At 69.8% G+C, this 13,067-nt stretch carries 9 protein-coding genes; 2 read left to right on the forward strand and 7 right to left on the reverse strand.

Translation table 11 applies throughout. The features are described 5' to 3' along the window. Positions 1 to 5 precede the first annotated feature (5 nt). The 7 genes from RI578_RS37320 to RI578_RS37350 all read right to left on the reverse strand — a co-directional run bounded on the left by RI578_RS37320 (position 6) and on the right by RI578_RS37350 (position 9,446). Complete coding sequence (locus RI578_RS37320; protein ID WP_310875218.1) at positions 6 to 2,999, reverse strand: family 16 glycoside hydrolase; 2,994 nt, start codon at positions 2,997 to 2,999, stop codon at positions 6 to 8. Positions 3,000 to 3,197: 198 nt separating this feature from the next. Continuing rightward, entirely contained in the window at positions 3,198 to 4,226 is a 1,029-nt protein-coding gene (locus tag RI578_RS37325) for a LacI family DNA-binding transcriptional regulator (protein ID WP_310875219.1), read from the reverse strand. Between the two features lie 78 nt (positions 4,227 to 4,304). After that, entirely contained in the window at positions 4,305 to 4,625 is a 321-nt protein-coding gene (locus tag RI578_RS37330) for an L-rhamnose mutarotase (RefSeq protein WP_121750875.1), read from the reverse strand. A gap of 64 nt (positions 4,626 to 4,689) precedes the next feature. Continuing rightward, complete coding sequence (rhaS, locus tag RI578_RS37335; protein ID WP_310875220.1) at positions 4,690 to 5,775, reverse strand: rhamnose ABC transporter substrate-binding protein; 1,086 nt, start codon at positions 5,773 to 5,775, stop codon at positions 4,690 to 4,692. Between the two features lie 65 nt (positions 5,776 to 5,840). After that, positions 5,841 to 6,872 carry an ABC transporter permease gene (locus tag RI578_RS37340; RefSeq protein ID WP_310875221.1) on the reverse strand — a complete coding sequence of 344 codons (1,032 nt, stop codon included), beginning with the start codon at positions 6,870 to 6,872 and terminating at the stop codon, positions 5,841 to 5,843. After that, positions 6,865 to 7,920: an ABC transporter permease gene (locus tag RI578_RS37345; protein WP_310875222.1), complete on the reverse strand. Its 1,056-nt coding sequence runs from the start codon at positions 7,918 to 7,920 to the stop codon at positions 6,865 to 6,867. Before RI578_RS37345 ends, RI578_RS37340 begins: the two co-directional genes overlap by 8 nt. After that, positions 7,917 to 9,446, reverse strand: a complete 1,530-nt coding sequence (locus tag RI578_RS37350; protein ID WP_310875223.1) for a sugar ABC transporter ATP-binding protein — start codon at positions 9,444 to 9,446, stop codon at positions 7,917 to 7,919. The genes RI578_RS37345 and RI578_RS37350 overlap by 4 nt, the downstream gene beginning before the upstream one ends. Before the next feature lie 284 nt (positions 9,447 to 9,730). On the opposite strand from RI578_RS37350, the gene rhaI reads away from it, so the two are divergent. After that, positions 9,731 to 10,897, forward strand: a complete 1,167-nt coding sequence (gene rhaI, locus RI578_RS37355; protein ID WP_310875224.1) for an L-rhamnose isomerase — start codon at positions 9,731 to 9,733, stop codon at positions 10,895 to 10,897. A 72-nt stretch (positions 10,898 to 10,969) separates the two neighbouring features. Then, the gene (locus tag RI578_RS37360; RefSeq protein ID WP_310875225.1) at positions 10,970 to 13,015 is read left to right on the forward strand and encodes a bifunctional aldolase/short-chain dehydrogenase; all 2,046 of its coding nucleotides are present in this window, start codon (positions 10,970 to 10,972) and stop codon (positions 13,013 to 13,015) included. The last annotated feature ends 52 nt before the right edge of the window (positions 13,016 to 13,067 follow it).

The following is a 13,067-nucleotide window of genomic DNA, read 5'->3' on the forward strand; positions in this document are numbered from 1 at the left end:
AGCCGCTACGACAACGGCTCGATCCAGATGTCGCGGTACCGCACCTTGTTGCCGTGGTCCTGAAGGCGCAGCGCACCCGCAGCCGGCCCCTCCTGAGCGCCCCCGGCGGTCGGGCCGCTGAGCGCCACGTCCTTGTGGACGGTCACGCCGTTCCACACCACCGTCACGCGCGCGTCCTGCGTCTTGGCGCCCTGGTCGTCGAAGCGCGCCGCGCGGAAGGTGATGTCGTACGTCTGCCAGGTGCCCGGCGGGCGGGCCGCGTTGGCGTCGGCGGCCTTCTGCTGGTAGATCGCGGCGGCCTCGTTGTCCGCGGGCGTGGTGTCACCGTACGAGTCCAGGATCTGGATCTCGTAGCGGTCCTGGAGGTAGATGCCGCTGTTGGCCCGGTTCTGGCCCGTGACGTCCGTGGGCAGCTCCGGCAGCCAGAACTCGGCGTGCAGTTTGAAGTCACCGAACGCCTGCTTCGTGCGCAGGTCGCCGCAGCACACCTCCATCCCGCCGTCCGTCAGCGGCCACTGCGCGGTGCGGCCGTCCGTCTGCTGCCAGGCCGCGCGGTCGGCGCCGTCGAACAGGACGACGCGCTCGCCCTCGGGATGGACACTGATCATGTCGAGGTTGACGTGTCCGGTGTCGCCCTCGTCCACCCGGTAGGTGATGGTGTTGGCTCCCTTGCGCAGCCTCAGCGATTCGGTCCGCGTGGACCAGTCGTCCCAGCCGCCCGTACTGAGCAGGCTCGACTGCTTCACCTTCCTGCCGTCCACGTACACGCTCACCGTCTTGGTGCCGGTGAAGGGGTTCGGTCCGTTCGCGTACCGCAGGGCCACGTCGTAGGTGCCCTTCCTGTCCACGTCGACGGTGAACGAGGTGGCCGCGCCCTGGGTGCCGTAGCCGTCCACGAAGCCGCTGCCGGAGTAGCCCGTGTGATCGGTGTTGACGCCGGCGCCGCCGGAGCGCTGCGCCTCCTCCGCCTCGTACGACGTCGTCGGGGGCTGCTTGCCCGGCATGGCGTTGAGCGTGTACCAGGCCTCGGTGCTCCACAGCGTCTCACCCTCGGCCGAGCTGAACGGACGGGGTGAGCGGACGTGCACCACACGGTCGGGCTTGAGCCCGGTGATCCGCAGCGTGACCTTCTTCCGGTCCTCGGACAGCCGTGCGGAGGTCACGGCGAGGGTCTCCTCGTCGACCTTGGGGCCGCCGTACGCCGGTGTCGGCACGTAGCGCCACTGCTCGACCCGGTAGCTCTCGGCGAGCTTGTCCGCCGTCTCCTGGGACAGCGGCTGGGTGTACTCCAGCTCGAAACCGCCCCGCTCGGCCCGCATGGCGCGGATGTCGAACGCCTTGCCGCCGTTCGGGGTGAGCTTCTGCAGACCGTGGGACAGCTTGCCCTCCTGGCCCCAGTTGCCCCCGGCGCCCAGGCCGCCCGCGTAGATCGCGCCGTCCGGGCCCTGGGTGATGCGGTTGACGCCCGCCTCCAGGCCCTGGGTCTGGCGGAAGACCGCGCCCTGGTCCTTGCCCTTCACCTTCTCCAGGAAGGCGCGCTGCAGTCCGCCGTAGGTCACGTCACCGAACAGCATCTGGCCGGCGTACGGGCCCTTCTTCAACAGGATCGGGGTGCTGGGGGAGTTGGCGATCTCGTTCTGCGGCAGCCACAGCACCGGTTCGGTCACCGGCTGGTCGTCGAACGGGCCGGCCGGGTTGGTGTAGTGGTTGAAGAAGCGGTCGGGCTTGATGCGGACCAGCTTCGAGGCCGGGAGCCAGCCGCCCTGGTTGTCGGCGACGAAGAGGTCGCCGCCGGGGCCCCAGCCGATGCCGTTCGGGGTGCGCAGGCCTCCGGCGAGGTAGGTCACCTTGCCGGTCTTCTTGTTCACCTTGATCGTGGTGCCCCGGTTCGGCGCCGGCTGCGGGTCCGTCGTCGCGCCGCCGTAGTTGATCGCGACGGAGAGGTTGAGGTAGAAGTGCCCGTCGCGGTAGAGCAGGCCGAAGGCGAACTCGTGGAAGTTGCCGCCGTACGGCCAGGTCGCCACGGTGCGCCGCGCGTCGGTGACGTCGTCGCCGTCGGTGTCGCGCAGCTCTGTGAGCTCGTGTTTCTGCGACACGTACAGGGCCCCGTCGAGGGCCTTGATGCCCATGGGCTCCTTGAGGCCGCTCGCGACCTTCTTCGCCGTCACCTTGTCGGGACCGGTCGCGCCCGTGACGTTGTCGAGGAGGTAGACCTCGCCCTCGGTCTTGTCGGTGCCGCCCCACGTGGTGATGGCCATCCGGCCGTCCGGGAGCCAGTCCATGCCGGTGACCTGGGGTTCGAAGCCGTCGGGCCGCAGGTCCGTCAGCGTGTAGTCGGGGTGCACGCCGTCCAGGGGCAGCCCGTCGCCGGGGGTGTCGGTGCCGCTCTCGCACTGCTTGCGGCCGGGGGCCGTGACCCGTACGACGTCGGCGTCGGTGCTCAGGGCGGAGTTCGGGACCAGGGCGAAGTCCGCCGCGCCGGGCGGCTTCCACTCCAGCGTCACCTGCTGGTCGTTCGTGCGGTCGAAGTGATCGACGCGCAGGGCGTGGTGACCGGCCGTCAGTGTCGTCGTGCCGTCCTTGGGCTCGGCCGCGTGGAGGCCGTCGTGATCGATGACCGTCCGGTCGTCGATGGTCAGGCGCGAGCCGTCGTCGCTGGTCAGCCGGAAGGTGTAGGCCCCGTCCTCGGGGACCTCGATGTTCGCGATCACCTGCGAGACGAAGTTGTCACCGATGCCGAAGTCCTCGGCCGTGGAGAAGTCGATGACGGGCATCAACTTGTCGACGTTCGGGGTCTGTCCGGGCTTGAGCACGCAGATCTCGTTCATCGGCTGTCCGATGTCGAAGACGCGCAGTGTGACGCCCGGTTCCTGCGGCGGCAGGTCGTCGGCCGGGCCGGCGGCGCCGGCGGGCGCGGAAGTGAAGCAGCCGAACAGGAACGAGACGGCGACCAGACCGGCCAGCCGTCCGCGGGTTCTGGAGCGGGACCGTGAACTCATGCATCCTCCCCGGGGGTGACGCGTGGTGTGCGCGAGATGCCTGAAGACGACCGGGCGTCGCATACCATAGGAGCCTTTTGCTCGCCGCGTCTATAAGTTTGTCATCAGTGAGTACAAACTCTGTTCGTCAACGGGTGAAGAACGCGGATGCCGGGTCGGGTTTCCCCGTCCCCGAACATATTGGCCGCGCGGCGGGCCTCAGCGACCGGGCAGGCTCGAACCGCGGACGACCAACTCGGGCTGGAGCACCACGTGCTGGTGACGGTGCTCGTCCGCCTGGTCGCCGGCTTCCTGGAGAAGCAGGTCGGCGGCCATGGCGCCCATGGCGCGGGCGGGCTGGCGGACGGAGGTCAGCGGTACGGTCGCCGCGGCGGCGAACTCGATGTCGTCGTACCCGACGATGGCGAGGTCGTCGGGGACCTTGACCCCGGCCGTGTACATGAACTGGAGCACGCCGAGGGCCAGCAGGTCGTTGGCGCAGAAGACGGCGGTGGGCCGCTGGGCCAGACCCAGCACTCTGGCCCCCGCGTCGCGTCCGGCGGCCACGTCGAGGCGTTCGGTGGGGATCTCCCGCAACGCCGTGGGGGGCAGACCGGCCTGGGCGACGGCTTCCAGCGCCCCGGTCCGGCGGTCCCGCACCTGCCTCAGATGGGGCGGTCCGCTGACATAGGCGAGGGAACCGTGCCCGGCGCCGGTGAGGTGACGGATCGCCAGAGCACCGCCCGTGACGTCGTCGACCGAGACGGAGCAGCCCTCCGCGTCGCCGGCCACCCGGTCCACCAGAACGTAGGGAATACCGTGCCGGCGGAAGTCGACCAGGCTGCGCCCACTCGGGTCGGCAGGGGTGACCAGTACCCCGCGGACCCGCTGCTCGGCGAAGAGTTCGAGGTACTCCGCCTCCTTCCGCGCACTCTGCGCGCTGTTGCACAGGGTGACGGCGAGTCCCGCGTCCCGGGCCGTGCGCTCGGCTCCCTGGGCCAGGTCGACGAAGAACGGATTGCCCATGTCGAGGACGAGCAGCGCCATGACACGGCTGCGGCCCGCCCGCAGTTGCCGGGCGGACTCGCTGCGCACGTAACCCAGCCGCGCGATCACCTGCTCCACATGACGTCGCGTCCGCTGCGAGACCCGGCCGGGCCGGTTGAGCACGTTGGAGACCGTGCCCACGGAGACGCCGGCCTCCCGCGCCACGTCCTTGATGCCGACCGTCGGCGTGGAGTGCGTCATGTGTGTTCCCTGCTGTCCTGCCCCCGGCCGTCGAGCCGGTCCGGGGAAGCGTTCGTCCTGCGATGCCGGGGTTCCGGTTCAGGCCAGGTGGAAGACCTCGGTGAGGGGACGCATGGCGGCATCGGGTGCCTGTCCGTCCAGTGCTTCGAAGAACCCCGCCATCTCGGCCTGCCAGCGCGTGTTCACCTCGGTCGCGTCCATGGCCGCCCGGGCCGCCTCGAAGTCGTCGGTCTCCAGATAGCCGACGAGCAGGCCGTCCTCCCGCAGGAAGAGGGAGTAGTTGCGCCAGCCGGCCCGGGAGAGCGCGGCGAGCATGTCGGCCCACACGTCCCTGTGGCGCTCGCGGTATTCGGCGACCATCTCGGAGCGGACCTTGAGAAGAAAGCAGACGCGTTGCATCGGATCACCCTGTTGCCGAGCGTGGGGCCCCGACGATGCCGGGGCCCCACGAGTGTCGTACGGATCAGAAGTCGTACTCGTCGATGTTGGCCTTGTCGAAGACGGTCGGCTCACCCGGAGAGACGACACCGTCCGCGCCGATGGTCATGGTGCCGAGGTCGCCGGCGCTGAAGGTCTCGCCCTCCTTGCCGGTGATCTGCCCGGATTCGAGGGCGACCGCGACGTGGGCGGCGAGTGCGCCGAGCTTGGCCGGCTCCCACAGCTCGAACTCCTCGACGGTGCCGTTCTTGACGTAGGCGCGCATGTCGTTCGGGGTGCCGAGTCCCGTGAGCTTGACCTTGCCCTTGTACTTGGAGCCGGACAGGTACTGGGCGGCCGCCTTGATACCGACGGTGGTGGGGGAGATGATGCCCTTCAGGTTCGGGTGCTCCTGGAGCAGCCCCTGGGTCTGCTGGAACGACTTCTGGGCGTCGTCGTCGCCGTAGGCGGTCTTGACGAGCTTGATGTCCTTGTAGGCGGGCTTCTTCAGCTCCTCCTTCATGACGTCGATCCAGGTGTTCTGGTTCGTCGCGGTCTGCGCCGCGGACAGGATCGCGATCTCGCCCTTGCCGCCGATCTGCTTCGCCAGCAGCTCGACCTGGGTGCGCCCGAGGTCCTCGGCGGAGGCCGGGGAGACGAACACCTGGCGGCAGTCCTTGTTGGTGTCGGAGTCGTAGGTGACGACACTGACGCCGTTGCGCATGGCCTGCTTGAGTGCGGTGCACAGGGCGCCGGGGTCCTGCGCGGAGACGGCCATGGCGTCGACCTGCTGCTGGGTCAGGGTGTTGACGTAGCTGACCTGGCCGGCGGTGTCGGTGCCGCTGCTGGTGCCGACCTCCTTGTAGGTGGAGCCCAGTTCCTCGAGCGCCTTCTCGCCGCCCTTGTCGGCGGTGGTGAAGTACGGGTTGTTGACCTGCTTGGGCAGGAAGGCGACGGTGAGGCCCTTCTTGGTCTCCGCGTCGGGGTCGGCCTTGCCGACGGCCGCGCTGCCGTTGTCCTTGGACGCGTCGTCCTTGGTGGTGCCGCCGCAGGCGGTGGCGCCGAGCGCGAGTGCGGTGACGGTGGTGAGTGCGAGGGTCAGGCGGCGTGATCTGGCGGTGGTGCCGGACATGGGGAGTTCCTTTACCTGTGAGGGAGGGGGGAGGGGAGGGCCGGAGAGGAGCCAGTGGCGAGGGACTACGGGGAAGGGGCCGTCAGCGGTGGGGAGGCGGCCGTTCTCCCTCTGGCCCGTGCCTGGGAGATCCGGCGGCCGATCCGCGGGGCGAGAACGGAGATCACCAGGAGGACGCCGGTCGCCACGGTCTGGGACTGGGCGGAGACGTTCAGCAGACTCATGACGTTCTGCATCGTGCCGAGCAGGAACACACCGGCGATGGCGCCGCCGAGCGTGCCCTTGCCGCCGTCGAAGTCGATGCCGCCGAGCAGCACCGCGGCGATCACGGACAGTTCCAGTCCGGTGGCGTTGTCGTAGCGGGCGCTGGCGTAGTGCAGCGTCCAGAAGACACCGGTGAGAGCGGAGATCACACCCGTGGACACGAACATGGCCAGCTTGAGCCGCTTGACCCGGACACCGGCGAAGCGGGCGGCCTCCTCGGAGGCGCCGATGGCGAACAGCGACCGGCCGAAGCGCGTGGCGTGCAGCACGACGACGGCGATCGCCAGCAGGATGACGAACGGGACGACGGCGTACGGGAGGAACGTGTCCCCGAACCGGCCGGCACCGAAGTCCAGGTACTGAACGGGGAAGTCGGTCACGGAGTCGGAGCCGAGCACGATCTGCGCGATGCCCCGGTAGGCGCCGAGCGTTCCGATGGTGACGGCCAGCGAGGGCAGCCCGAGCCGGGTGACGAGCAGGCCGTTGACCAGGCCGCACACCACGCCGAGCAGAACACAGAGCGGGATGATCGTCTCGATCGCCAGGCCGGCGTTCCACAGCGCGCCCATCACGGCACTGGAGAGACCGGCCGTGGAGGCGACCGAGAGGTCCACCTCGCCGGAGACCACGAGCATCGCCATCGGCAGGGCGATCAGGGCGATGGGCAGGGTGTTGCCGATGAGGAACGACACGTTCAGGGCGTTGCCGAAGTTCTCCACGAAGGAGAACGAAGAGATCAGCAGGACGACCAGCAGAACGCCGACCGAGGTGTCCCAGCGCACCGCGCCGCCGAGACGGGAGAGCACGGGGGACTTGACGGTGGTGTCAGGCATGACGGGCACTCCTCGACTGTGCGGCCTTCTTGCGCAGGGCTCCGGAGACTCTGAGCGCCAGAACCCGGTCGACGGCGATGGCGAGCAGCAGCAGGAAGCCGTTGATGGCGGTGACCCAGACCGAACTCACGCCGAGGGCCGGGAGCACACCGTTGATGGAGGTCAGCAGTACGGCGCCGAGCGCGGCGCCGTACACGGTGCCCGATCCGCCGGTGAAGGCGACGCCGCCGACGACCACGGCGCTCACCACGACGAGTTCGTACCCGTTGCCGGTGTTGGAGTCGACGTTGCCGAACCTGGCGAGGTACAGGGCGCCGGCGAGTCCGGCGAGCGCCCCGCAGACCACGTAGGCCGTCATGATGCGGGCCCGGATCGGGACACCGGCGAGCCGGGCGGCCTCCGGGTTGGACCCCAGGGCGTACATGTCCCGTCCGCTGCGGTAGTTGCGGAGGTAGTAGGCCACGACGACCAGGACGGCCAGAGTGAGCAGTGCGAGGTAGGGGACCACCCCGATGCCGTCGCTGCCGAAGTCCACGAAGCCGTCGGGCAGGGCGCTCGCGGTGATCTGGCGGGAGCCGACCCAGATCGAGTCGATGCCGCGGACGATGTAGAGGGTGCCCAGGGTCACCACCAGTGCCGGCACCTTGCCCAGACTCACCAGTGTGCCGTTGACCACGCCGAACAGCGCACCGACCGCCACGGCCAGCAGGACGGCGAGGAGCGGGTGGCCGCCGTCCTTGAGGTAGAGCCCCGCGGCGAAGGCGGAGATGCCCAGCACGGAGCCGACCGACAGGTCGACGTTGCGGGTGATCACCACCATCGCCTGGCCGATCGCGACCAGCACGAGGATGGTCGCGTTCAGCATCAGGTCCCTGATGCCCTGCTGCGAGAGGAACTCGGAGTTGGACAGCTGGGTCGCGCCGAGCATCACCACCAGCACCGCGATCACGGCCAGTTCGCGGACCTTGAATATCCTGTCCATGAGCCGCCGCGCGGCGACGGACTCGGCTGCCACCTCTGGCCGCACCGGCTCGACGGTCGTGGTCATGCCGCCTTCCTCCCTCGGTCGGTGCGGCCGGTCGCGGCTGCCATCACGCTCTCCTCGGTCGCTTCCGCCCGGGGGATCTCCGCGGTCAGCCGGCCCTCGTGCATCACCAGGACCCGGTCGGCCATGCCGAGGATCTCCGGCAGGTCGGACGAGATCATCAGCACCGCCACCCCGTCGGCGGCGAGCGAGGACAGCAGACGGTGCACCTCCGCCTTCGTCCCCACGTCGATACCGCGGGTCGGCTCGTCCACGATCAGCACCTGGGGGGCCGTGGCGAGCCATTTGGCCAGTACGACCTTCTGCTGGTTGCCGCCCGAGAGCGTCCCCACGACGTCGGCCAGGCGTGCGTACTTCACCTGGAGCCTCGTCGCCCAGTCCACGGCGCGGCTGCGCTCGGCCCGCCGGTTCATCAGCCCGGCCCGGGAGGTGGCCGCGAAGCCGGTGAGCCCGATGTTCCGCTCGATGGACATGTCCATCACCAAGCCCTGGGCGCGGCGGTCCTCGGGCACCAGGGCGAGTCCGGCGGCCATGGCCAGGCTCGGAGCTCCCGGCGGAAGCTTCCGGCCGAGCACCTCGACCTCACCGCCGTCGAACCGGTCGACGCCGAAGACCGCGCGGGCCACTTCACTGCGACCCGCCCCGACCAGACCGGCGAGGCCGAGGATCTCGCCGCGCCGGACGTCGAAGGAGACGTCGGTGAACACGCCTTCGCGCGTCAGCCGGCGCACGCTGAGGGCGACCTCGCCGATCCGGGTCTGCTGCTTGGGGTAGAGCTCCTCCAGATCGCGGCCGACCATGCGGCGCACCAGACCGTCCTCGTCGAGGTCGGACAGGGGTTCACTGGCGATCCAGGCACCATCCCGAAGGGTGGTGACCCGCTGGCACAGCTCGAAGATCTCCTCCAGGCGGTGCGAGATGAACAGCACCGCCGATCCCTGCTCGCGCAGCGTCTCGACCACGCCGAACAGCCGGGCCACCTCGCTGCCGGTGAGCGCCGCCGTCGGCTCGTCCATGATGAGGACACGGGCGTCGAAGGACAGGGCCTTGGCGATCTCCACCAACTGCTGGTCGGCGATGGAGAGTCCGCGGGCCGGCTGGTCGGGGTCGAGGGCGACACCGAGGCGGGCGAAGAGTTCGGCCGCGGCCGTCTTGACCGTACGGTGGTTCACCCTGCCCAGGGAGCGCCGGGGCTGTCGTCCGATGAAGATGTTCTCCGCGACGGACAGGTCGGGGAAGAGCGTCGGCTCCTGGTAGATCACGGCGATCCCCGCGTCGCGGGCGTCCGCCGGGCTGTGGAAGTCCACCGGCTCGCCGTCGAGGAGGACCGTTCCGGTGTCCGGACGGTGCACGCCTGCGAGAGATTTGATCAGGGTGGACTTGCCGGCGCCGTTCTCGCCCGCCAGGGCGTGGGCCTCGCCCGCGTACAGCCGCAGCGAGACGTCACGCAGGGCTCGGACGGCGCCGAAGGATTTACTCACTCCCTCCAGGGCGAGCACCGGAGTGGTCTCCGGTTCGGGACGAGTCATGAGTTCTCTCCAGTACGTGTGCCGAGCGGAAACGCCGCAGTGAAATGTTTCAATGGAGTTGCCGGGAAGCTAGCTTCAGCGCGTCCGGGACGTCAAGGGTCCGGGACTCGTTCGGTCGCCCGGATTTTGCGGCTAGGTGGCAGGAAATAGCTGGGTCGAGCGCTGCGGAGACCCTTGACGGAGGTTGCCTCACGGGTTAGTTTCGGCGGCAGCCTGAATCGATTCATACGACAGGTCAATTCAAGTACCCCATGAAGGGGCAACTTGCGCATCCAGAGGTGGACATGCCTGACATCACTGCCGTGAGAACCGCACTCGCCGACCAGCGGGTCGAGACGCCTTCCTGGGGCTACGGCAACTCCGGCACGCGTTTCAAGGTGTTCGCGCAGCCCGGCGTGCCGCGCACCCCGCGCGAGAAGCTGGACGACGCCGCCAAGGTGCACGAGTTCACCGGCGTGACACCCCGGGTGGCGCTGCACATCCCCTGGGACGAGGTGGACGACTACACGGCGCTGGCCGCGCACGCGAAGGACCGCGGCCTGGAACTGGGCGCCATCAACGCCAACGTCTTCCAGGACGACGACTACAGACTCGGCAGTGTCTGCCATCCGGACGCCGCGGTGCGGCGCAAGGCGCTCGCACACCTCATGGAGTGCGTCGACATCATGGACGCCACCGGCTCCCGCGACCTGAAGCTGTGGTTCGCCGACGGCACCAACTACCCCGGCCAGGACGACATCACGGCCCGCCAGGACCGGCTCGCCGAGGCCCTCCACGCCGTCCACGAGCGCCTGGGCGAGGACCAGCGGATGCTCCTGGAGTACAAGTTCTTCGAGCCCGCGTTCTACACGACCGACGTCCCCGACTGGGGCACGGCCTACGCGCACTGCCTGAAGCTCGGTGCGAAGGCACAGGTCGTCGTGGACACCGGGCACCACGCGCCCGGTACCAACATCGAGTTCATCGTCGCCGTCCTGCTCCGCGAGGGAAAGCTCGGCGGCTTCGACTTCAACTCCCGCTTCTACGCCGACGACGACCTGATGGTCGGCGCCGCCGACCCCTTCCAGCTCTTCCGGATCCTCCGCGAGGTCATCAAGAACGGCGGCCTCGACCCCGCCGCCGGCGTGGCCTTCATGCTCGACCAGTGCCACAACATCGAGGCGAAGATCCCGGCGGTCATCCGTTCGGTGATGAACGTCCAGGAAGCCACCGCGAAGGCGCTGCTGGTCGATGACGAGGCACTGGCCGCGGCCCAGGCAGCTGGCGACGTCCTGGCGTCCAACGCCGTCCTGATGGACGCGTACAACACCGACGTCCGGCCGCTGCTGGCGGAGATCCGCGAGGAGAAGGGCCTGAACCCCGACCCGATCGCCGCCTACCGCGCCAGCGGCTGGCAGGAGCGGATCGTCGCCGAACGCGTGGGCGGCGAGCAGGCCGGCTGGGGCGCGTAACCGCGTTTCCGGGGCGCCGCGCGACCTCTCAGGCATCCTCCGTCGTCAACTCATCCCGAAGGAAAGAGCATCATGGCCTCCGCCATTCATCCCGAAGTCGCCGGGCTCCTGGCGCGCTCGCACCGGCTGGGCTCGGACCCGCGCAACACCAACTACGCGGGCGGCAACACCTCCGCCAAGGGCACCGCCACCGACCCCGTCACCGGCGGTGAGCTGGAGCTGCTGTGGGTCAAGGGCTCCGGCGGCGACCTGGGCACGCTGAAGGCCGAAGGACTGGCCGCGCTGCGCCTGGACCGGCTGCACGCCCTGAAGGGTGTCTACCCGGGCGTGGAGCGCGAGGACGAGATGGTCGCCGCGTTCGACTACTGCCTGCACGGCAAGGGCGGCGCCGCGCCGTCCATCGACACCGCCATGCACGGTCTGGTCGACGCGGCCCATGTGGACCACCTGCACCCCGACTCGGGTATCGCGCTGGCCTGCGCGGCCGACGGCGAGAAGCTGACCGCCGAGTGCTTCGGCGACAGGGTCGTGTGGGTGCCGTGGCGGCGGCCCGGATTCCAGCTCGGCCTGGACATCGCCGCGGTCAAGGAGGCCAACCCGCAGGCCGTCGGCTGCGTCCTCGGCGGCCACGGTGTCACCGCGTGGGGCGCCACCTCCGAGGAATGCGAGGCCAACTCGCTGCACATCATCCGCACCGCCGAGGCGTTCCTCGCCGACCGGGGCCGCCCCGAACCGTTCGGCCCGGTGCGGGACGGCTACGAGCCGCTGCCCGGCGCGGAGCGACGCGCCCGTGCCGCCGCGCTCGCCCCGCACGTCCGCGCGATCGCCTCCGCCGACCGGCCGCAGGTCGGCCACTTCACGGACTCCGAGACGGTGCTGGACTTCCTCTCCCGCGCCGAGCACCCGCGTCTCGCGGCCCTGGGCACGTCGTGCCCCGACCACTTCCTGCGCACCAAGGTCCGACCGCTGGTCCTCGACCTGCCCGCCGGGGCGCCGCTGGAGCAGACGATCGCCCGGCTGACGGAGCTGCACACCGAGTACCGCGCCGAGTACCGGGCGTACTACGAACGGCACGCCGTCCCCGGCTCACCGGCCATGCGCGGCGCCGACCCGGCGATCGTGCTGGTGCCCGGGGTCGGCATGTTCTCCTTCGGCAAGGACAAGCAGACCGCCCGTGTCGCCGGCGAGTTCTACGTCAACGCGATCAACGTGATGCGCGGCGCCGAGGCCGTCTCCTCCTACAGCCCCATCGAGGAGTCCGAGAAGTTCCGCATCGAGTACTGGGACCTGGAGGAGGCCAAGCTGCGCCGGATGCCCGCGCCCAAGCCGCTGGCCACCAGGGTCGCGCTCGTCACGGGCGCCGGCTCCGGCATCGGCAGGGCCATCGCGCACCGGCTCGCCGCCGAGGGCGCCTGTGTCGTGGTGGCCGACCTCGACGCCACGAACGCGGCGGCCGTCGCCGAGGAACTCGGCGGCCCGGACAGGGCCGTGGCCGTGACCGCGGACGTCACCAGCGAGGAGCAGATCGCCGCCGCGTTCGCCGAGGCCGTACTCGCCTTCGGAGGCGTCGACCTGGTCGTCAACAACGCCGGCATCTCCATCTCCAAGCCGCTGCTGGAGACGACGGCCAAGGACTGGGACCTTCAGCACGACATCATGGCCCGCGGCTCCTTCCTGGTCTCCCGCGAGGCCGCCCGGGTGATGACCGCGCAGAAGCTCGGCGGCGACATCGTCTACGTCGCCTCCAAGAACGCCGTGTTCGCGGGACCCAACAACATCGCCTACTCCGCCACCAAGGCCGACCAGGCCCACCAGGTGCGGCTGCTGGCGGCCGAACTCGGCGCGCACGGCATCCGCGTCAACGGCGTCAACCCCGACGGAGTCGTCCGCGGCTCCGGCATCTTCGCCGGCGGCTGGGGCGCCGAGCGGGCCGCCGTGTACGGCGTGGAGGAGGAGAAGCTGGGCGAGTTCTACGCCCAGCGCACGCTGCTCAAGCGCGAGGTGCTGCCCGAGCACGTGGCGAACGCGGTCTTCGCCCTCACCGGCGGCGACCTCACCCACACCACCGGCCTGCACATCCCGGTGGACGCGGGTGTCGCCGCGGCGTTCCTGCGCTGACCCACGAGCCCGCCCTGATGCCGGTGCGATGCCGCGGCGGCATCAGGGACCC

Origin of the sequence: Streptomyces sp. BB1-1-1, from assembly GCF_031597775.1 — a bacterium.
In the GTDB taxonomy this organism is placed as follows: Bacteria; Actinomycetota; Actinomycetes; order Streptomycetales; family Streptomycetaceae; genus Streptomyces; species Streptomyces thinghirensis.